The organism is Pantoea sp. DY-15, assembly GCF_019795935.1.
In the GTDB taxonomy this organism is placed as follows: domain Bacteria; phylum Pseudomonadota; class Gammaproteobacteria; order Enterobacterales; family Enterobacteriaceae; genus Pantoea; species Pantoea leporis.
In genome coordinates this window covers 208,380-228,299 of the sequence record NZ_JAIMIF010000006.1, presented here as the reverse complement: position 1 = coordinate 228,299, position 19,920 = coordinate 208,380, and the positions used below count along the sequence as shown (strand labels likewise).

17 protein-coding genes and 4 tRNA genes are annotated in these 19,920 nt (G+C 55.6%); 4 read left to right on the top strand and 17 right to left on the bottom strand.

Annotation, left to right across the window (positions count from 1 at the left end):
• The first annotated feature begins 161 nt into the window (after positions 1–161).
• Genes hemC through hemY form a run of 4 tightly spaced genes read left to right on the top strand, consistent with a single transcriptional unit; the run spans position 162 to position 4,193 of the window.
• The gene (hemC, locus tag K5Y32_RS21340; RefSeq protein ID WP_192236889.1) at positions 162–1,103 is read left to right on the top strand and encodes a hydroxymethylbilane synthase; all 942 of its coding nucleotides are present in this window, start codon (positions 162–164) and stop codon (positions 1,101–1,103) included.
• On the top strand, positions 1,100–1,840 hold the full coding sequence (hemD, locus tag K5Y32_RS21335; protein ID WP_222185713.1) for a uroporphyrinogen-III synthase: 741 nt from the start codon (positions 1,100–1,102) through the stop codon (positions 1,838–1,840). The genes hemC and hemD overlap by 4 nt, the downstream gene beginning before the upstream one ends.
• 23 nt (positions 1,841–1,863) lie before the next feature.
• Positions 1,864–2,994, top strand: coding sequence for a uroporphyrinogen-III C-methyltransferase (gene hemX, locus K5Y32_RS21330; RefSeq protein WP_222185712.1), 1,131 nt, complete (start codon positions 1,864–1,866; stop codon positions 2,992–2,994).
• A 2-nt stretch (positions 2,995–2,996) separates the two neighbouring features.
• Entirely contained in the window at positions 2,997–4,193 is a 1,197-nt protein-coding gene (hemY, locus tag K5Y32_RS21325; RefSeq protein WP_222185711.1) for a protoheme IX biogenesis protein HemY, read from the top strand.
• A 585-nt stretch (positions 4,194–4,778) separates the two neighbouring features.
• On the opposite strand, the gene K5Y32_RS21320 is transcribed toward hemY, so the two are convergent.
• The 17 genes from K5Y32_RS21320 to rho all read right to left on the bottom strand — a co-directional run bounded on the left by K5Y32_RS21320 (position 4,779) and on the right by rho (position 19,693).
• Positions 4,779–4,855, bottom strand: a tRNA-Pro gene (locus tag K5Y32_RS21320).
• 37 nt (positions 4,856–4,892) lie between these two features.
• A tRNA-Leu gene (locus K5Y32_RS21315) sits at positions 4,893–4,979 on the bottom strand.
• A 16-nt stretch (positions 4,980–4,995) separates the two neighbouring features.
• A tRNA-His gene (locus K5Y32_RS21310) sits at positions 4,996–5,071 on the bottom strand.
• Positions 5,072–5,161: 90 nt separating this feature from the next.
• Positions 5,162–5,238, bottom strand: a tRNA-Arg gene (locus tag K5Y32_RS21305).
• Between the two features lie 159 nt (positions 5,239–5,397).
• Complete coding sequence (wecG, locus tag K5Y32_RS21300; protein WP_192236886.1) at positions 5,398–6,132, bottom strand: lipopolysaccharide N-acetylmannosaminouronosyltransferase; 735 nt, start codon at positions 6,130–6,132, stop codon at positions 5,398–5,400.
• Between the two features lie 28 nt (positions 6,133–6,160).
• Positions 6,161–7,504, bottom strand: coding sequence for an ECA oligosaccharide polymerase (gene wzyE / locus K5Y32_RS21295; RefSeq protein WP_192236885.1), 1,344 nt, complete (start codon positions 7,502–7,504; stop codon positions 6,161–6,163).
• Entirely contained in the window at positions 7,501–8,571 is a 1,071-nt protein-coding gene (locus K5Y32_RS21290) for a TDP-N-acetylfucosamine:lipid II N-acetylfucosaminyltransferase (protein ID WP_222185710.1), read from the bottom strand. The genes wzyE and K5Y32_RS21290 overlap by 4 nt, the downstream gene beginning before the upstream one ends.
• Positions 8,568–9,821: a lipid III flippase WzxE gene (wzxE, locus tag K5Y32_RS21285; RefSeq protein WP_222185709.1), complete on the bottom strand. Its 1,254-nt coding sequence runs from the start codon at positions 9,819–9,821 to the stop codon at positions 8,568–8,570. The genes K5Y32_RS21290 and wzxE overlap by 4 nt, the downstream gene beginning before the upstream one ends.
• Positions 9,821–10,951, bottom strand: a complete 1,131-nt coding sequence (gene rffA / locus K5Y32_RS21280; RefSeq protein WP_008105756.1) for a dTDP-4-amino-4,6-dideoxygalactose transaminase — start codon at positions 10,949–10,951, stop codon at positions 9,821–9,823. The genes wzxE and rffA overlap by 1 nt, the downstream gene beginning before the upstream one ends.
• Positions 10,948–11,646 carry a dTDP-4-amino-4,6-dideoxy-D-galactose acyltransferase gene (gene rffC / locus K5Y32_RS21275; RefSeq protein ID WP_222185708.1) on the bottom strand — a complete coding sequence of 233 codons (699 nt, stop codon included), beginning with the start codon at positions 11,644–11,646 and terminating at the stop codon, positions 10,948–10,950. Before rffC ends, rffA begins: the two co-directional genes overlap by 4 nt.
• Positions 11,624–12,505: a glucose-1-phosphate thymidylyltransferase RfbA gene (gene rfbA, locus K5Y32_RS21270; protein WP_101763770.1), complete on the bottom strand. Its 882-nt coding sequence runs from the start codon at positions 12,503–12,505 to the stop codon at positions 11,624–11,626. Before rfbA ends, rffC begins: the two co-directional genes overlap by 23 nt.
• 22 nt (positions 12,506–12,527) lie before the next feature.
• Complete coding sequence (rfbB, locus tag K5Y32_RS21265; protein ID WP_101763771.1) at positions 12,528–13,604, bottom strand: dTDP-glucose 4,6-dehydratase; 1,077 nt, start codon at positions 13,602–13,604, stop codon at positions 12,528–12,530.
• On the bottom strand, positions 13,601–14,860 hold the full coding sequence (gene wecC, locus K5Y32_RS21260; protein ID WP_222185707.1) for a UDP-N-acetyl-D-mannosamine dehydrogenase: 1,260 nt from the start codon (positions 14,858–14,860) through the stop codon (positions 13,601–13,603). The genes rfbB and wecC overlap by 4 nt, the downstream gene beginning before the upstream one ends.
• Before the next feature lie 2 nt (positions 14,861–14,862).
• A complete protein-coding gene (wecB, locus tag K5Y32_RS21255) occupies positions 14,863–15,987 on the bottom strand; it encodes a non-hydrolyzing UDP-N-acetylglucosamine 2-epimerase (protein ID WP_101763773.1) in 1,125 nt (374 codons plus the stop codon).
• Between the two features lie 10 nt (positions 15,988–15,997).
• Positions 15,998–17,047 carry an ECA polysaccharide chain length modulation protein gene (gene wzzE, locus K5Y32_RS21250; RefSeq protein WP_137384901.1) on the bottom strand — a complete coding sequence of 350 codons (1,050 nt, stop codon included), beginning with the start codon at positions 17,045–17,047 and terminating at the stop codon, positions 15,998–16,000.
• Between the two features lie 34 nt (positions 17,048–17,081).
• Entirely contained in the window at positions 17,082–18,155 is a 1,074-nt protein-coding gene (gene wecA / locus K5Y32_RS21245; RefSeq protein WP_101763775.1) for a UDP-N-acetylglucosamine--undecaprenyl-phosphate N-acetylglucosaminephosphotransferase, read from the bottom strand.
• A gap of 278 nt (positions 18,156–18,433) precedes the next feature.
• Positions 18,434–19,693 (bottom strand): transcription termination factor Rho, encoded by a 1,260-nt coding sequence (rho, locus tag K5Y32_RS21240; protein ID WP_008105744.1) that lies wholly within the window; start codon positions 19,691–19,693, stop codon positions 18,434–18,436.
• Between the last annotated feature and the right edge of the window lie 227 nt (positions 19,694–19,920).

The window sequence follows — 19,920 nt, the reverse complement described above, 5'->3', positions numbered from 1 at the left end:
TGTTCCGACCGTAGCCCTGCTTTTTTCAGACTTCGACACAAAACTGCGACCCGCAAGATCCAGGCGCAGTCTGACATCGCGGCCTTTTCAATCCGTTGAAACTGACAGCATTCCCCTATCAATGATAGGATATTCGATGAACGATCAAAATGGTTAACAGCATGTTAAACAAAATTTTCAGAATTGCTACCAGACAAAGTCCCCTTGCTTTGTGGCAGGCACAATATGTCCAACAGCGTCTGATGGCGGCTCATCCGGGTCTGCAAGTTGAGTTGCTGCCGATGGTCACCAAAGGTGATGTCATCCTTGATACGCCACTGGCAAAGGTTGGCGGCAAAGGGCTGTTCGTTAAAGAGCTTGAGCTGGCAATGCTGGAAGGCCGCGCCGATCTCGCCGTGCACTCAATGAAAGATGTGCCGATCGATTTTCCAGAAGGCCTCGGTCTGGTGACCATTTGCGAGCGTGAAGATCCGCGCGATGCTTTCGTCTCCAATCGTTACAACAGTGTTGATGAGCTGCCACAAGGCGCGGTTGTTGGGACGTCCAGCCTGCGTCGCCAGTGCCAGCTTAGCGCCCGTCGTCCGGATTTAGTGATTCGCTCACTGCGCGGCAACGTCGGCACGCGTCTTGGCAAACTTGATGCCGGTGAATATGACGCCATCATTCTGGCGGCGGCCGGTTTGAAGCGTTTAGGTCTGGAAGATCGCATCCGTCAGGCAATGCCTGCCGAGATCTCCCTGCCCGCCGTGGGTCAGGGCGCCGTCGGCATTGAATGCCGCGCAGATGATGAGCAATTGATTACGCTGCTACAGGCGTTGAATCACGACGATACCGCCGTGTGCGTGCGCGCCGAACGCGCAATGAACACGCGGCTGGAAGGCGGTTGTCAGGTGCCTATCGGCAGCTTCGCGGTGCTGGAAGACGATCAGCTGTGGCTGCGCGGATTAGTTGGCTCACCGGACGGCAGTCAAATGGTGGTCGGCGAGCGTCGCGGTCCACGCGATCACGCCGAAAGAATGGGGGTTTCGCTGGCTGAAGAGCTGTTGGATGGCGGCGCGCGCGACATTCTGCGTGAAGTGTATCAAGGTCAACCGCCAGTATGACCATCCTCGTGACCCGCCCGGAACCGGCCGCCACTGAACTGGTCTCGCGTTTGCGCAGCCTGGGCAAGCTGGCATGGGGCTTCCCGCTGATTGAATTTACGCCGGGTCGCGATCTTATCCATTTGCCAAGCCAACTTGCGGCGTTACAGCAAGGCGATCTGGTGTTTTTACTGTCGCAGCAGGTCGTTACTTTCGCCGAGCCCGCTTTACAGCAAAGCGCGACAACATGGCCTGAAGCCCTCAACTATTATGCTATTGGTCGCAGCACTGCTTTAGCCCTGCATACCGTCAGTAATCTCAAAGTAGACTATCCTCATGCGCGGGAGACCAGTGAAGAGCTGGTGCGCCTGAATCGGCTGCAGCAGGTCAGCGGCAAACGCGCGCTGATTCTGCGCGGCAGCCCAGGGCGTGAGTTGCTGGCGGAAACGCTGATTGAACGCGGCGTTGAGGTGCAATATTGCGAGTGTTATCAGCGCTGTGAAAAGCACTACAACGGCGCGACTGAAGGCCGCCGCTGGCGCGATCGCGGCATTACAACGCTGGTGGTAACCAGCGGCGAAATGTTACAACAACTCTTTTCTCTGTTTCCGCCAATTGATCGTCGGGAATGGTTACTGCACTGTCGGCTTGTGGTCGTCAGTGAACGTTTGGCTACGCAAGCCGCTGAATTAGGCTGGCAGGACATTGATGTAGCCGATGGTGCCGATAACGATGCGCTGCTGCGCGCGTTACGCTGAACTTAACAATGGGATGAGCCATAATGACGGAACAAAAAGCCTCCTCCGCCATGGTTGAAGAAACCACCCCAGCGGACAATTCTCCCTCGCCAGCAACCAAGCCACCTCGCGATAAAAAAGGCGATGGCAAGGTGCTGAGTGCAGTGGCGATTGTGATTGCGCTGGCGATTGGGGCGGGACTTTACCTTAATGGGAAACATCAGGCCGATTTACAGACTCAAACTAACCAAAACCTCAGCGAGCAGCTGAGCGCCTTGCAGCAGCAACTGGGCAGCGACAAACAGCAGCTGACGCAACAGCTGGATAGCGCCAACAGCGCCTTGCAGCAGACGCGCACGCAGCAGGATAACAGCGCAAAAGAGCTGGAAACCCTGCGCGATAAAGTCGCCACCATCTCTGGAAACGACACGCGTACCTGGCTGCTGGCGCAAGCGGATTACCTCGTCAAACTGGCGGGCCGCAAACTGTGGAGCGATCAGGATGTCACCACCGCGGCAGCGTTATTGAAAAGTGCTGATTCCAGCCTGGCCGACATGAATGATCCGAGCGTGATGAACGTGCGTCGCGCGCTAACGCAGGACATCAGTTCACTCTCCGCCGTCAGCCAGATTGATTATGACGGCACCATTCTCAAGCTCAATCAGCTGTCGAACGGCGTCGATAATCTGCGTCTGGCAGACAATGACAGCGATGATTCACCTATGGACGCCGATGGCGGCGAACTCTCCAGTTCGCTACACGAATGGCGTCAAAATCTGGTGAAAAGCTGGCACAACTTTATGGATGATTTCATCACCATCCGCCGCCGCGACAACACCGCACAGCCGCTGCTGGCACCGAATCAGGACGTTTACCTGCGCGAAAACATTCGTTCGCGCCTGCTGATTGCGGCTCAGGCCGTACCGCGTCATCAGGATGAGATCTACAAACAGTCTATCGATGCGGTATCAACCTGGGTTCGCGCCTGGTATGACACCAACGATGCCGCCACCAAAGCCTTCCTTGCACAGCTGGATGAATTGAGCCAGCAAAGCATTTCAATGGATGTGCCGGATACGCTGGAAAGCCAGCCGTTGCTGGAAAAACTGATGCAAACCCGCGTACGTAATTTGCTGGCTCAGCCATCGGTTGCTGCTGATCAACAAGGAGGCTAACCATGCTGAAAGTATTGGTGCTTTTCCTGCTGCTGATTGCGGGCATTGTGGTTGGACCGATGGTAGCCGGCCATCAGGGCTACGTGTTGATCCAAACCGACAACTGGAACATTGAAACCAGCGTAACCGGCCTGGCGATCATCTTGATCCTCAGCCTGCTGGTGATTTTGTTGGTGGAATGGATTCTGCGTCGCCTGTTTCGCACTGGCGCCCGCACACGCGGCTGGTTCACCGGCCGCAAGCGCCGTAGCGCGCAGCGCCACACGCAAAGCGCGCTGATGAAACTGGCGGAAGGTGACTTTAAACAGGCCGAAAAACTGCTGTCGAAAAATGCCGACCACGCCGATCAGCCAGTGGCAAACTACTTGCTGGCTGCCGAAGCGGCACAGCAACGCGGTGACGAAATCCGTGCTAATCAGCATCTGGAGCGCGCTTCTGAGTTGTCGGTGAACGACACGATTCCGGTTGAAATCACACGCGTACGTCTGCAACTGGCGCGCAACGAAGATCATGCGGCACGCCATGGCGTTGATCGCCTGCTGGAAGTCGCGCCGCGCCATCCGGAAGTGTTGCGTCTGGCAGAACAAGCCTATATTCGTACCGGCGCATGGGGCGCATTGCTCGACATTCTGCCTGCGATGCAGAAAGTGCAGATCAATGATGAAGCACAGCGCGATGCCTTGCAGCAGCAAGCCTGGCTGGGCCTGATGAACCAGGCGATGGCCGATCAAGGCAGCGACGGTTTGAAGAGATGGTGGCAAAACCAGAGCCGCAAAACGCGTCAGGAAACCGCCTTGCAGGTGGCTATGGCAGAACATCTGATTGAGTGTGACGACCCGGATACCGCACAGAGCATCGTGCTGGAAGGTCTGAAACGTCAATATGACGATCGTCTGGTGTTGCTGATGCCGCGCATCAAAAGTGGCGATCCGCAATCTCTGGAGAAAGCATTGCGTCAGCAGATTAAACAGCATGGCGCCACGCCGCTGCTGCACAGCACGCTGGGTCAGCTGCTGATGCGTCATGGTGAATGGCAGCAGGCAGCAGAAGCGTTCCAGCAAGCGCTGGCGCAGCGTCCGGATGCGTTTGATTATGCCTGGCTGGCCGATGTTTACGACCGCCTGCATCGCCCGGAAGACGCAGCCAAAATGCGTCGCGAAGGCCTGCTACTTACGCTTAAGACCAATCCCAGCGCCTGATTTTACGATTGTTACTTTTGTGCACGCCGGGCTTGTCCCGGCTTTTTTTTGCCTGTCATAAACTACAGATAAAAAAACACCTGCCATAAGCAGGTGTAAGATCAGGTCGTTAAGACAACTGATGGCATCCGACTCAACGCAATGTCCTTCTTACTGCAGTAAAGCGTGCGCAAATACTGCCAGGCTGGACAACGGATGCCGTAAGGGGCTCTGCATCATTCCCAAGTTTATGTAGCATCAGCAAACATAAGAGGTGGAATGAGCATCTACAGGTAGATTATTGCACAAGACGTGCCAAAGTTGCAGTTAGCGCAATAAGTTAATTAATATCAACAAGATAAAATTTCAGCTCCGATCCTGGTTTAGCCACTGTCGGTAAAACGCGACGAATACTCAAAAAGCTGTCTCCGCAGAGCGACAAGCTATGCAAGGAATTGTCATGCCCATATAAATCAGTGATTTATATGTATCTGAATAGCGACAATGTGCGGAATTACGCTCAAAGGAAATGATGGGAAGAGTTGAGAACACGAATGGCGGATATAAACGAAAAAAGCCTGCTTTTTCAAGCAGGCTTTTCGAATATGGTCGGCGAGAGAGGATTCGAACCTCCGACCCACTGGTCCCAAACCAGTTGCGCTACCAAGCTGCGCTACTCGCCGATTTTTTACTTCTTTAACGCTACTGCGTAATTTTGCCTGGTGCGAAGGGAGGGACTTGAACCCTCACGTCCGTAAGAACACTAACACCTGAAGCTAGCGCGTCTACCAATTCCGCCACCATCGCGTGACCGAGCAAAATCTGGGGTGGCTAATGGGACTCGAACCCACGACAACTGGAATCACAATCCAGGGCTCTACCAACTGAGCTATAGCCACCATAATTCTGGTGCGTAAGCGTGTTTCGCTTACTAATTCACTGCATAACGCGGTCTAACCAACCACCGAAGCTCTTGCGCACAAACTAAATGGCGCGCCCGACAGGATTCGAACCTGAGACCTCTGCCTCCGGAGGGCAGCGCTCTATCCAGCTGAGCTACGGGCGCGTAGCGCCGTTGCGGATGGGCATACTACGGGCTTGACCTCATACTGTCCAGCCCTTTTTTAGAAAAAAAACGCGTTTGATTACGCTTTGTGCATTCCATCGATAATGACAGCAGTTTGAGGCGCTTACCCTCTCATTTTCGCTGGAAAAACCAGCAATTTCAGAGATCGCCCCGCCAATGGTAGCGTAAGTATTTCAGCAGCTTTAATTGGCGACGCAGACGCGAAGGCTGACGAATAAGGCGATAAAGCCATTCCAGTCCGGACTTTTGCCACCAAACGGGCGCGCGCTTAACGTGCCCGGTAAACACATCGTAAGTGCCACCAACGCCCATATAGAGCGCATGCGGCCAATGGGCGCGGCAATCACGCATCAACAGCTCCTGGCGCGGCGAACCTTGCGCCACCGTAACAATCTGCGCACCACTCGCGGCGATGCGGGCAAACAGCGCGTCGCGCGCTTCAGGCGCAAAGTAACCATCCTGACTGCCAACGATATTCACATTCCACTCTCGGCGCAGCTTGTCGCAGGTTTCCTGCAGCACCGCCTGACGTCCACCAATCAGAAACACCGGAATGCCGCTACGCCCTGCACTCTCCATCAACGCTTCCCATAAATCCGCGCCTGCAATGCGGTTCACCTGCAGCTGAGGATACTTCTTACGTAGCGAACGGACGATGCTGATGCCATCCGGATATTTGAACTCAGCCTCAGCGATCAGTGCGCGTAGCTGCGCATCTTCTTCCAGCGTGAGCATTTTCTCGGCATTCATCGCCACCAGCGTGCCGCAACGCGGTTTACCCTCGGGCAGCAGAAAGCGCAGAAAGCTCGCCATATCGTTGAAGGCGTGAAGATCGACTCCGCGCAGGCTATAGCGCGGCTTATCGGTTTCCATGGTATGAATTTCCCGTTGTGCCCAAAGGTTAAGAAGGGCTGTGTAAAACCGGCTCGCTGCGCGGACGAATCAACCCCGCGCGCGCCAACAGCCAGTAAAGCAATTTAGCCGCCCACATACAGGCCGCAAAAATCAGACAAAAGAACACCACGCGCGAGCCGAAAGCATCCAGCCCTTCACGCGCCAGCACGATCATATTAAACACCGCGCCGAAGCAGAAACTCTGCAAAATCGCCCCGCTGTAACGATTGCTGGTATCGCGGCCATACAGATAAAGGTTATCGAAGCCTTTCATCAGCAGGCCGACAGCCACCGCACCGATTGGGATAAACCACACGCCGCCCATCACCACCAGCGAACCCAACAGCGTGGGCGAGATCGCCAAGCCGGAATGGTTATTCAGCACTTCCCAGGTAAAGTAGTTAGCGCTGTTAAGAATGGCTGTTGGACGTCCCGGCCACATCCAGCTGGGAATGAACACGTAGAAATCGCGCCAAATCGGTGCCAGCCCCTGAAAATCGATCTTGTCGTAGTTTTGCAGCAACAGCGCCAGATTTTCCCACGGCGAGAAGGTGTCGCGCGTCAGATAAAGGAAGGTATAAAACGCTTCATCGCCCACTACGTCGAGGTTATAGCGACGCAACGCCAGCCAGAACATACCGCCAATCGCCATCACACCGGCGCCAACCAGCATCCACAGCGTGATCCAGCCGCGCGTAATGCCAATAAACAAGAACAGCGCGAACGCGATAATGATATTGGCGCGCGTGCCGCCCACCAGCGCGTAGGTCAGCAAGCCAAATGCCACCGACACCAGCAAAAACCACAGCCACTGACGCTGGGTTGGCTTGAGGAAGTAGCGAATCAGCATCGCCGGAATAAAGAAGTAGAAGAAGCGTTTAAGCGCCACGCCGGACACTTCGCTGGAGAAGATCTGGTTGTAAGCCGAAAGCCGGAACAGCAGCAGGCCGTTGTGCATAAAGAACACCGTTACCGTGCCAATCGCCACCAGCGCCAGCAGCAGACAGGTCAGATGGGTTTCAACCCGGTTCATCTGCAGCCAGGGTTTGCGCGCAGGCGCATTGGCCGGCCGCAGCCGCACCTTATAGCTAACGTAATAGATGGCATAAAAGCTGGTAGCGGCCAGCAGCGCCTGCAGCAGATATTCCGGCGGCACCACCGCCACGTTAAAGCGGAATACCAGCACGCTGGTCAGCGGGAAGCCGAAATAGAAGGTCAGTAAAAACAAAATGGTGAAGAACAGGTGGAAGTTGAAGCGCACCCGTTTAAATTCCCGCCAGGTTAGGGTCAGAATGAAACCCAGCGAACACAGATAAACCACCAGCAGACCACTAAACTGCATCAGGCTCATGTTCTCTCCCTTTCACTCAGGGTTAGCGCGTCGCGCCAGCCTGCCAGATAGCCGGGGGCAAAAAAGGCGATCGAAGAGTGATCGCATTGCGCTAATTGCCGTTGCGCTTCGGCCACGCTGGCGCTATCCAGCGCATCTTCGCTAAACAGCACCGGCAAACCTTGCTCGCTAAGATCGCGCCAGAACGGATTTTTGCGGTTCAGCACAAACGGAATATTGGCCTGAATCAGCAAGCAAAGCGTACCAATGCCTTGCTGGCGCTCGAACATAAAATAGCCGAGCTGGCAGCGGCTAAGCAATGTCAGATAGGCATCAAAGTCGATCTTGTCGCGCAGCAGCGTCACTTGCCCCGCCGGGAACAGGCGCTGTGCGGCGGCGGCAATCTCATCGATGTAAGCGTGATTGTTCTGCGGATAACCGAGCGGCACGACGATTTTCACCTGTTCACCAAACTGGGCACGAATCGCCTCTAAACCGGCAATGTGACGATTACTGCGATCGCCGGAGTTACCGAGCAGAATAGTGAAATCGGGGCTTTCCACTGGCGCAGGCAGCGCCACATCCGGCATGCGCGTCGGGAAATAGAGCCGCGAGGCGGGAACGCGCGGATGTCGCTGCTGGAAATGGTGCAAATCACCGCGCGTCGCAAACACGCGCGCCACGCGCCCTTGCGCCATTCTGCGCAGCAGATAAAACAGCTGATACTTAAGGCCGCGCCCTTCTTCGTAGAGATCTGCGCCCCATACATGCCAGAACGCCTGCTGACGACGCAGTTTGCCGCTCAGCAAGGCCAACCAAATGCTGGGATTAAACTGGCCGTGAAAGAAGAAGCGCTGCGAGCGATCGGCAGCACGCGTCACCACCGCTTGCGCCAGCGCACGCTTGCTGGCAAAGGTTTCAATCTGCAATGAAGCATACGCTTGCAGCGTTTCGGGCGCGCTGGATACCACCATAAACTGACGCGGCGCAGCGCCAGGCAGCTCGGCGCTCATCACGTCATTAAAGAAGCGCAGCACCGTATGATTGTGATGCGGGATATCCGATCCCAATACGTGAAAAGTCGTCATTTTTTCCGGCAATAAATCATGAAGGCGCCACAACAAAGGGCGAAATAGAGAACGTAGGTTGCCATGTAAGCCTGCGCGGCCCCGGCGGTCCCGTGCAGCGGAATCAGCCAATGGGAAAAACCGGTCAGCAGGGCAAACTGGCTGATTTCCGTCAGAATATAGAAGCGCAGTGACGCTTTGGCGATCACCAGATATCCGAAAACATAGGCGCCGACTTTAAACACATCACCGCACAACTGCCAGACGAAAAGGTCACGCATCGCGCTGAACTGCGGCGAAAACAGCAGCCAGATAGCGACATCGCGCAGCAGCCATACGCAGAAACTGGCCGCTGCGACGGCAGGTAACACAAAGCGCAGCGCACGCCCAATCTCACGGGCGATTTGCGGTTTCTGCTCCAGCCGCGCCAGTGTGGGCAGCAGCCAGACGCTAAAGGTGGCGGTGATAAATTGCAGGTAGGCATCGGAAATACTGGTCACGCCCTGCCATAAACCGACCTGCGCCCAACCTTGCTGCTCGGCCAGCAGATTTCGCATCATCACCCACGCCACCGGCAAGGTGAATGAGGTGATCAGCGCCATCAGCGTAAACTTCGCCAGATTGCGCGCCAGGTCAGGATGCCAGCCTGGCATCAGCCAGCTCAGCGGCAGCCGATCGCGATGGCGACGTAGCATCAGCAACGCCGGAAACACCAGCAGCGCCGGCACCAGCGCCAACCCCACTAACGCACCAGCATAGCCGCCCAGCCACCAGCACAGCACATAACCCAGCACGCCGACGATACTTCCGGCAATCAGCGCCAGCGCATTGCCGCGCGCATCGCGAAAGCCCTTCAGCAACGCCAGCGTCAGATTGGCCCAGGCAATACCGAGCTGCAGAAAGGCGACAATGCGCACCACGTTGGCATATTCAGCATGACCAAAAAGCGCCGTGCTGATGGGCGTTGCCGCCAGCAAAAACAGCAGCGCCAGCAGCGTTGAAAAGCCGAGCACAATCGCCGAAGCCGTGCCGGTGACCGCGCGCAGTTGTTGTGGCTGTTGCTGATGTTGCGCGACTAAGGTGGTGACGCCGTTAAAGATGCCGGCGCCCGCCAACACGCCGAGTACGGTAATCAACTGGCGGAAGTTACCGGCTTGCCCGATCCCTTCGGGTCCGAAGCTTATCGCTAACAGTTTCACCACCAGCAGGCCAGCAACGATTTTTACCAGCGTGGAAGACGCGGTCCAGACTGACGCTTTTGCTAATGACATCAGGCAAAGAAACTCAGCAGCGAACTGATCACCGTACGCTGGTTGTTATCCGATAAGTTGTAGAACAGCGGCAGGCGCAGCAGGCGTTCGCTTTCACGCGTGGTAAAGGCATCATCACCGTGGAAGCGGCCAAAACGTTCACCCGCTGGCGACGAGTGCAGCGGGATGTAATGGAACACCGTGAGGATTTCCGCCTCTTTCATCCAGTTGATCAGCGCCTGACGATCGTCGCTGTCGCGCAGCTTGATGTAGAACATATGTGCATTGTGGCGGCAATTTTTTGGCACCACCGGCAGCTCAATACGGCCGGCAGCAGCCAGCGGCTGCAGCGCATCGTAGTAGCGTTGCCACAAACGCAAACGCTGCTGATTAATTTGCTCCGCCGCTTCCAGCTGCGCCCACAAATAGGCCGCCTGCAAATCCGCCATCAAATAGCTGGAGCCAATATCGCGCCAGGTATATTTATCTACCTGACCACGGAAAAACTGGCTGCGGTTGGTGCCTTTTTCACGAATGATCTCGGCACGATCCACCAGCTTCGCGTCATTGATCAGCGTTGCGCCGCCTTCACCGCCGGCGGTGTAATTTTTAGTTTCGTGAAAGCTAAAGCAGCCAATGTGACCAATGGTGCCGAGCGCGCGTCCTTTGTACTGCGACATCACGCCTTGCGCGGCATCCTCGATAACATAGAGTTTATGCTTCGCCGCCAGCGCCATGATGCTGTCCATCTCGCAGGCCACGCCCGCGTAATGCACTGGCACGATGGCGCGGGTTTTCGGCGTGATCGCCGCTTCAATCAGCGTTTCATCGATATTTAGCGTATCGGGGCGCACATCGACAAACACAATGGTCGCGCCGCGCAGCACAAAGGCGTTGGCGGTGGAGACGAAGGTGTAGCTCGGCATGATCACTTCATCGCCAGGCTGCAGGTCAATCAGCAGCGCCGCCATCTCCAGCGACGCGGTGCAGGATGGCGTCAGCAGCACTTTTTTGCTGCCGAAATGCTGTTCCATCCACTGCTGGCAGCGGCGAGTAAAGCCGCCATCGCCGCACAGCTTGCCGCTGGCCATCGCCGACTGCATATATTCAACTTCGCTGCCGACAATCGGCGGCGCATTAAATGGGATCATGAGGCTTTCCTGTAGAACCAGTAAGCGGTGCTTTCCAGCCGCGCACCGCTGCGTAAATAGAGGCGCATCGCCGTGAGATTGCTGAGCTGGGTCGCCACGCGCAGATGCGTTAGCTGACGCACGCGGCCCCAGTCGGCGGCGGCGAGCAGTAAGCGCTGGCCGACGCCGCAACCTTGTGCGGCGGGCAATACCGCCAGCAGACCGATGCGCATGTCGCCGTCCACTTCGCGCATCGAGACGAAACCTTGCAGCGCGCCCTGCTCATCGCAGGCCACCAGACATTGATTATCAAAGGTGCCGCGCACCGCATTTTCAATCCACTGCGCGTAGAAACGTCCGCTGTCCGCCGCAGCAAACCACGGCGCGCGGAAGCGACTTTGGCTAAACGCCCGCGCAGCCGCTTCACGCAGTGCCGGGATTTGTGCTTCCCGCGCAATGCGCACGCCAACTTGCCGCTCGGTATGTTTGATGCTGAGGGAAAGGTCAGCTTCGCCTTCCACTAACTGAAAACCATGCTGGCTCAGCGCATCGATGGCATCAACGCGTTCAGCGGGCACCTTCACTTGCCACAGCGCATACGGCTGCTGAAGGGCCTCGGCCAGCACCAAATCGCCATCCAGCGATAAGCGCACGCTGTTCTGACCGAAGAACTCATTTTCCCATGTAAGGGGATCAATATTGACGCGGACGGGCATTGTGAACATCCAGCAGATACTGGCCGTAGCCGGTTTTGGTTAGCGCCTGAGCCGCGGCTAAAAGCTGGGCATCGCTCAGCCAGCCGTTACGCCATGCAATCTCTTCCAGGCAGGCAATTTTAAAGCCCTGCCGTTTTTCCACCGTCTGCACAAACATACTCGCCTCAATCAGGCTGTCGTGCGTGCCGGTATCCAGCCAGGCAAATCCGCGCCCCAGCAACTCCACCGCTAGCTCGCCCTGATCGAGATACATTTGGTTGATGGCGGTGATTTCCAGCTCACCGCGCTCGGAAGGTTTCACCTGTTTGGCGAACTCCACCACGCGGTTGTCGTAAAAATAGAGTCCGGTGACCGCCCAGCGCGATTTCGGCTGCTGCGGTTTTTCCTCAATGGAGAGCGCGTTAAAGTCGTCATCAAACTCCACCACGCCAAAACGCTCCGGATCCATCACCTGATAAGCAAAGACGGTCGCGCCGCTGCTGCGCGCGGCCACTTTCTTCAGCTTGGGGCTGAAACCCTGGCCGAAATAGAGATTGTCGCCCAGCACCAGACAACAGTGATCGTCACCAATAAAACTTTCGCCAATGATAAATGCCTGCGCCAGCCCATCAGGACGGGGTTGTTCTGCATAGGTTAGCTGAATCCCAAATTCACTGCCGTCGCCCAGTAAACGTTCAAAATGGGCGCGATCTTCTGGCGTGGTGATGATCAAAATTTCGCGAATCCCTGCCAGCATCAGTACCGACAGCGGATAGTAAATCATGGGTTTGTCATATACCGGCAACAGCTGTTTCGAGATGGCGCGGGTAATCGGATGCAAACGCGTGCCCGAACCTCCGGCTAAAATAATGCCTTTCATCGCTGCTCCTTCTGAAGTGCGTTTAACGCGGCGTGGCTAATCCCAGACGCTCACCGCGATAGCTGCCGTTAAGAATTGCCTGCCACCATTGCGGGTTTGCCAGATACCAGTGCACGGTTTTACGAATGCCGCTCTCAAAGGTTTCCTGCGGCGTCCAACCCAGCTCACGCTCAATTTTACTGGCGTCGATGGCGTAGCGCTGGTCGTGGCCGGGACGATCGCTAACAAAGGTAATCAGGTCACGGTAGCGGCTCAGGTGCGGTGCACGCTGCTGCGGCGCCAACTCATCCAGCAGATCGCACAGCGTTTCCACCACTTCAAGATTACGTCGCTCGTTATGACCACCAATATTGTAGGTTTCCCCTACTTTGCCGCTGCTCACCACGCTATACAGCGCCCGCGCGTGATCCTCTACATATAGCCAGTCGCGTATCTGGCTGCCGTTGCCATACACTGGCAGCGGTTTGCCCGCCAGCGCATTAATGATGGTGAGTGGGATCAGCTTCTCCGGGAAATGATACGGTCCGTAATTGTTGGAGCAGTTAGTGATGATGACCGGCAAACCGTAGGTGCGCAGCCAGGCGCGCACCAGATGATCGCTGCTGGCTTTGGTCGCCGAATAGGGGCTGCTCGGCGCATACGGCGTGGTTTCGGTAAAGAAATCGTCGCTACCGTGCAGGTCACCAAACACTTCATCAGTGGAGATATGATGCAGAATGAAGCCTTTTTTGCGTTCATCTGCCATGCCATTCCAGTAATGACGCGCCGCTTCCAGCAGCTGATAGGTGCCGACAATATTGGTTTCGATGAAGGCGATAGGTCCATCGATCGAGCGGTCAACATGACTTTCTGCCGCCAGATGCATAATGCAATCCGGTTGATAGTGTGCCATGACGCGATCCAGCTCAGCGCGATGGCAAATATCCACCTGTTCGAAGGCGAAACGTGCATTCTGTTGCACCGGCGCCAGCGACGCCAGATTGCCGGCATAGCTTAGCTTATCGACCACCACCACGCGGTGTTCAGTGTTTTCAAGCAGAAAACGTACCAGCGCAGAACCGATAAATCCTGCCCCGCCGGTCACCAGAAACTGTTTCATCGCCAAACGCCTTTGGTATCAACAATCCACGGCTGGGCAATCTGGGCCGCATCAATCGCGCGGAACTGTGCGTGATCAACCAACATCACCAAAATATCCGCCTGCTGCAGCGCTACGTCCGTGGCAACCAGCGTGGCTTCATGCGCCAGACGTTGCGGAATGTCTTCCACATGCGGTTCAACCACCCAGGTTGCGCCGCTGTGCCACTCGGCAATACGATGCGCGACGCTCATCGCCGGGCTTTCGCGCAGATCGTCAATATTCGGTTTGAAGGACAGACCAAAGCAGGCAATGGTGACATCACTGGCGCGTTTTCCGCTGGCGGTGAGGCACTCTGCTACCGCCTTTTTTACCTGATCCAGCACCCAGCCCGGTTTGGCATCATTCACTTCACGTGCGGTGCGAATCAGTCGCGCCTGTTCTGGATTCTGCGCCACGATAAACCACGGATCGACGGCGATACAGTGCCCGCCGACGCCCGGTCCGGGTTGCAGGATGTTGACGCGCGGATGGCGATTCGCGAGCGCAATCAGCTCCCACACGTTGATGCCCTGCTCGGCGCAAATCAGCGACAGCTCATTGGCAAAGGCGATATTCACATCGCGGAAGCTATTTTCTGTCAATTTGCACATCTCGGCGGTACGCGCATTGGTTTCCACACACGCGCCGCGCAGGAAAATGCGGTACAGCTCGCTGGCGCGTGCGGAACAGGCTGGCGTCATGCCACCAATGACGCGATCGTTTTCCAGCAGTTCAACCATCACTTTGCCGGGCAACACGCGCTCCGGGCAGTAAGCGATAAACACATCGCACGCATCACCGTGCTGCGGGAAACGCAAATCGGGACGCGCCGCCGCCAGCCATTCCGCCATTTGCTCGGTGGCGCCCACCGGCGACGTCGATTCGAGGATCACCAGATCGCCCGCTTTTAACACGGGTGCAATCGACAGCGCCGCGGCCTGCACATAGCTGAGATCCGGCTGATGGTCGCCGATAAACGGCGTGGGCACGGCGATCAGGAATGCATCGGCGGCTTCGGCCTGTGTAGTCGCACGTAGATGACCGGCACGCACGGCTTTGCGCACCACATCACCCAACTCGGGTTCCACGATATGGATATCGCCACGATTGATGGTTTCAACGGCGCGGACATTAATATCCACCCCAACGACTTTCTTTCCCTTTGAGGCAAAAACGGCTGCCGTTGGCAGCCCAATGTAGCCCAGTCCGATAACGGAAATGGTTTCAAAACGCATGGTTACACTCTGTGTTGTTTTAGGGCCTGCAAGATGCGCGCGCAGGCATGGCCATCGCCATACGGATTGTGCGCGCGACTCATTGCCTGCCAGGCTTCATCGTCCTGCAACAGCAGGCTGACTTCAGCGACAATTTTACTGATATCGGTGCCGACCAGTTTCACCGTGCCTGCCTCCACCGCTTCCGGACGCTCGGTGGTATCGCGCATCACCAGCACCGGTTTGCCTAATGACGGCGCTTCTTCCTGAATGCCACCGGAGTCGGTGAGAATCAGCCATGAGCGATTCATCAGCCAGACAAACGGCAGATACTCTTGCGGCTCAATCAGAATGATGTTTTCGATGCCGCTGAGAATGCGATTAACCGGTTCGCTGACGTTGGGATTGAGGTGCACGGGATAGACAATTTGCACTTGCGGATGCTGGCGCGCGATTTGCGCCAGCGCACTGCAAATGCGTTCAAAGCCGTCGCCAAAACTTTCACGGCGATGTCCCGTAACCAGAATGAGTTTTTTGTCAGCGTCGAGGAACGGATAGCGCGCGGCGAGGCGGGCATTGAGATCGGCATCGTCCAGTACGCGATCACGCACCCACAGCAGCGCATCAATCACCGTGTTGCCCGTCACGAAAATGCGCGCATCTGGCAGATTCTCGCGCAACAAATTTTGTCGCGAATTTTGCGTGGGCGTGAAGTGATAACTGGCGAGATGGCCGGTGAGCGTGCGATTGGCCTCTTCCGGCCACGGCGACATCAGGTTGCCGGTACGCAATCCCGCTTCTACGTGACCCACCGGAATCTGGTGATAAAACGCCGCCAGGCTGGCCGCAAACGTGGTGGTGGTATCGCCGTGCACTAACACCACATCCGGCTGGAAATCGGCGAGTACGGTTTTCATGCCCTGCAGAATGCGGCTGGTGATCTCCGTCAGCCCTTGCTCCGGGCGCATGATATTCAGATCATAATCAGGCTGCAGCTGGAACAAACGCAGCACCTGGTCGAGCATTTCACGATGTTGTGCGGTGACGCATAGGCGTGACTCGAACGCAGCATCCTGCGCCAGCGCCTGCACCAGCGGAGCCATTTTGATCGCTTCAGGACGCGTGCCAAATACCGTCAGAACTTTCACGTGGCTTCTCTTAATGGCTCGTTGCTAACGTTGAACGCGGACGACGCACCAGCGCCACTCCCGCACCGACCAGCGCGCCAATCACGCCCCACATGATCATCATAAACAGGCGGCGCGGACTATCGCGCGACACCGGCTCTTCCGGGGTGCGCAAATAGCGGTAAGTCTGAAATTGTTTATCCAGACGCGGACCGGCCTGCAGCGTACTCAGCATCGCTTTGTTTTGATCATAGCTTAAATCGTAAGCAGGCCCGCTGGCTTGCAAGGTGTCGAGTTGCGCCTGCAGCATTTGCTGACCCAGCAGGAAACGATCGCTGTCTGGCAGCGCTTCGCCGGTTGCCGGCGCGCGGTTCTCTTTAATCCCCTGCTCGCTCGCCACTTTCAGCGCCTGCTCGATGCGCTGACGTTGACGTTCAAATACCGCCTGCGCCACTTCCTGCTGGCGGTTAACCTGCGACGCCAGCTGCACGCTGCGCGCCTGCCAGGCGCCTTTCAGCTCCGCATTAAGATGACGCGCCGCACGCTCGCTGGCGTAGGCAATATATTGACGCAGCAGATTGTTAGCATCGCTGGCGGTTTCGGCGACCAGCTTAATGTTATCTAAGATATTGCGCGCCGGGTCGGCAGCGGTGAACTGAATGTTGGTGATCAGGTCGTCGAGCAGCGCCGCATCGTTGTGCGCGTTACCGCTTTTGCGGCTTTTGAAGTATTCGGTCTGCTGCCAGAAATCACGGCGCGTATCCCATGATGCCAGCTGCATGGTGAACTCCTGATAAACCTCATCCATCACGGTCGGCGCTGGCGAACTGAGATTGAGCGTATTGGTGCGCACATCCAGATTATTGAGGAATTGCTGCTGTACGAAGAAATCACCCAGCATATTAACCGTTGGACGATCGGTCACCGCCGTGGTGCTCCACGCCTGCTTCATTAACATCGATGCTAACCAGGCGACCAGCGCAAACAGCAGCGCCAGACCGATAATCCAGCGTTTACCACGCCAGAGTGTGCAGCCAAGGCCACGTATATCCAGTTCGTTCTCCACAACGACAGAGGTCATAACAAAATCCTTATCAGGGTACTTTCTGGGTAATTTATTTTTTATCTTCGCTGCTTTGCCAGCGACGTTTAATGCGACGGATTTTGCGCGCCACGCGCCATGCGTGTTTCAGGCAATAGCCATAAAGGAGGAATGCCATCATGAACAGCACCAGCATCACCCATTCCGGGATGAAAGCCAGATACTCGCCGAGCACACCAATACCCGCCAGAAGCGCGGCGGCGACGGTAATCAGCAGGAACGCCTGACGTGACGTGAAGCCGGCGCGCATAATTAAATGGTGGATGTGCTGGCGGTCAGCGGAAAACGGGCTCATGCCTTTGCGCAAACGGCGATACATAATCGCCACCATATCCATCAGCGGAATCGCGATCAGCCACAGCGCGGTGACGGGCGTGATCGGATGGCTCAGGCCTTGGGTGGTTTCCAGCAGAATCCAGATGATGGTGAAACCGATCATGGTGCTGCCGGCATCGCCCATAAACACTTTGTAGCGACGGCCAATCAAGCCGAGATTAAGCAGGATATAAGGAATGGTGGCGGCGATCATCGCGAAGCACCACATGGCGAGGCTGGTCTGGCCGTCGAAATAGAGAATGATGCCGATGGCGGCGAAAGTGACGCTGGAGAGGCCGCCAAGCAGGCCATCAATCCCATCCACCATATTGAACGCATTGATGGCGGCCCATACGGCGAATAGCGTCAATACGTAGCCAAACGGACCGACAATTAACTCAACCGGCCCGATAATGAAGCCCAGACTGAGCAAATAGAGTTTGGCGCCGACCATCATCACGATGGCGACCGCCGCCTGCACCAGCGCGCGAATTTTAACGCTGATATCGAAGCGATCGTCCAGTGCGCCAACCAGCACCAATACGCCCGCGCAACTCAGATACAACATCGCGTGCGGCAAATAATAATTTGAGATGGCAAAAGCGAAGCAGATTCCCGCGTACACGGAAATGCCGCCAACTAACGGAATGGCGCCATGGTGCCTTTTTCTGGAGTTTGGTGTGTCCACAAGCCCAATTTTTTTAGCTGCTTTGCGAGCAAAAAACAGGAACACTAAAGTAAAAAGAAAAACTAAACCAAGCTCAGTACTCATAGTGAGTAAATTCACGTTAATGCTCTCAGCTAAAATCGTGGACAACAATATGCAAAACACCCGCCATTGCCGTATATCCCTATTCCGAATTCTGCTACAGAAAAGTCTGATTGCTGAAAAAACAAACGAATCTCTGCCACAGTCAATATAAAAGCTTCCTGACTGCGCTAATCCTAATGCCCATAAATAAAAAACGCCACGTTAAGACGTGGCGTTAGCAATATTTCCTGGCAAATTGTGCGAATCACCGCTTGGCTTAGCGACTCGCCGATCGCAACTTAGGAACGCTTCATCATATCGAAGAATTCGTCGTTGGTTTTGGTCATGGCCAGTTTGTTAATGAGGAACTCCATCGCGTCGATTTCACCCATTGGATGGATGATTTTGCGCAGGATCCACATCTTCTGCAGCTCTTCCTGAGTGGTGAGCAGCTCTTCTTTACGGGTACCGGAGCGATTGTAATCAATCGCTGGGAATACACGCTTCTCGGCGATTTTGCGCGAGAGGTGCAATTCCATGTTACCTGTACCTTTAAACTCTTCGTAAATCACTTCGTCCATCTTCGAACCGGTATCAACGAGCGCGGTCGCGATGATGGTCAGGCTGCCGCCCTCTTCCACGTTACGTGCCGCACCGAAGAAACGCTTCGGACGATGCAAGGCGTTGGCATCCACACCACCGGTCAGGACTTTACCTGATGCTGGAACCACGGTGTTATAGGCACGCGCCAGACGCGTGATGGAGTCAAGCAGGATGATCACATCTTTCTTGTGCTCAACCAGGCGCTTGGCCTTCTCAATCACCATCTCAGCAACCTGCACGTGACGTGACGCTGGCTCATCAAAGGTCGAAGCGATCACTTCACCTTTAACCAGACGCTGCATCTCGGTCACTTCTTCCGGACGTTCGTCAATCAGCAGCACCATCAACAGGCAATCTGGATAGTTGTAGGCGATGCTCTGCGCGATGTTCTGCAGCAGCATGGTTTTACCCGCTTTCGGCGGCGCCACAATCAGACCACGCTGACCACGACCAATCGGAGAAGCCAGATCCAGCACGCGTGCGGTCAGATCTTCAGTCGAGCCATTACCGCGTTCCATACGCATACGCTTGCTGGCGTGCAACGGCGTAAGGTTTTCGAACAGAATCTTGTTACGCGCGTTTTCCGGCTTGTCATAGTTAACTTCATTAACTTTCAACAGCGCAAAGTAGCGTTCACCCTCTTTTGGCGGGCGAATCTTGCCAGAAATGGTGTCACCAGTGCGGAGGTTGAAGCGGCGGATTTGGCTAGGAGAGACGTAGATATCATCGGGACCGGCGAGGTAGGAGCTATCTCCAGAACGGAGGAAACCAAATCCGTCCTGCAATATCTCCAGCACACCATCACCAAAGATGTCTTCGCCGCTTTTTGCGTGCTGTTTCAGGATAGAGAAAATAATATCCTGCTTGCGCATACGCGCCTGGTTTTCCAGCCCCATATTTTCGCCGAGGGTAATCAGCTCAGAAACCGGCGTATTCTTTAATTCGGTAAGATTCATAGTGATGGGTTCTTAAACTCGGGGTAATTCTCGAAATGATTGTCGTGAGTGGTATGGCAAAAATTCCATGCCTGTTAATGGCTCTTTTTCAACTCAGCTCGACGATTATCGTCAGATGTGGCGATAGGAAACGAGGAGACGGTCGAAAGATGATGCCGAATGTGCTAGTCATCAGATTGCCAAACCACGATAACGTTCATTGCGAGTAGGGTCTGACAAGGGAAAAC

Excerpts from the sequence above, each read along its gene's own strand:
- wzyE (WP_192236885.1), bottom strand. The coding sequence starts at position 7,504 with ATGAGCCTGATGCAGTTTAGTGGTCTGCTGGTGGTTTATCTGTGTTCG.
- hemD (WP_222185713.1), top strand. The coding sequence starts at position 1,100 with ATGACCATCCTCGTGACCCGCCCGGAACCGGCCGCCACTGAACTGGTC.
- hemY (WP_222185711.1), top strand. The coding sequence starts at position 2,997 with ATGCTGAAAGTATTGGTGCTTTTCCTGCTGCTGATTGCGGGCATTGTG.
- wzxE (WP_222185709.1), bottom strand. The coding sequence starts at position 9,821 with ATGTCATTAGCAAAAGCGTCAGTCTGGACCGCGTCTTCCACGCTGGTA.
- hemX (WP_222185712.1), top strand. The coding sequence starts at position 1,864 with ATGACGGAACAAAAAGCCTCCTCCGCCATGGTTGAAGAAACCACCCCA.
- rfbA (WP_101763770.1), bottom strand. The coding sequence starts at position 12,505 with ATGAAAGGCATTATTTTAGCCGGAGGTTCGGGCACGCGTTTGCATCCG.
- wecG (WP_192236886.1), bottom strand. The coding sequence starts at position 6,132 with ATGGAAACCGATAAGCCGCGCTATAGCCTGCGCGGAGTCGATCTTCAC.
- rffC (WP_222185708.1), bottom strand. The coding sequence starts at position 11,646 with ATGCCCGTCCGCGTCAATATTGATCCCCTTACATGGGAAAATGAGTTC.
- wecC (WP_222185707.1), bottom strand. The coding sequence starts at position 14,860 with ATGCGTTTTGAAACCATTTCCGTTATCGGACTGGGCTACATTGGGCTG.
- K5Y32_RS21290 (WP_222185710.1), bottom strand. The coding sequence starts at position 8,571 with ATGACGACTTTTCACGTATTGGGATCGGATATCCCGCATCACAATCAT.
- wzzE (WP_137384901.1), bottom strand. The coding sequence starts at position 17,047 with ATGACCTCTGTCGTTGTGGAGAACGAACTGGATATACGTGGCCTTGGC.
- rfbB (WP_101763771.1), bottom strand. The coding sequence starts at position 13,604 with ATGAAACAGTTTCTGGTGACCGGCGGGGCAGGATTTATCGGTTCTGCG.
- rho (WP_008105744.1), bottom strand. The coding sequence starts at position 19,693 with ATGAATCTTACCGAATTAAAGAATACGCCGGTTTCTGAGCTGATTACC.
- hemC (WP_192236889.1), top strand. The coding sequence starts at position 162 with ATGTTAAACAAAATTTTCAGAATTGCTACCAGACAAAGTCCCCTTGCT.
- wecA (WP_101763775.1), bottom strand. The coding sequence starts at position 18,155 with ATGAGTACTGAGCTTGGTTTAGTTTTTCTTTTTACTTTAGTGTTCCTG.
- rffA (WP_008105756.1), bottom strand. The coding sequence starts at position 10,951 with ATGATCCCATTTAATGCGCCGCCGATTGTCGGCAGCGAAGTTGAATAT.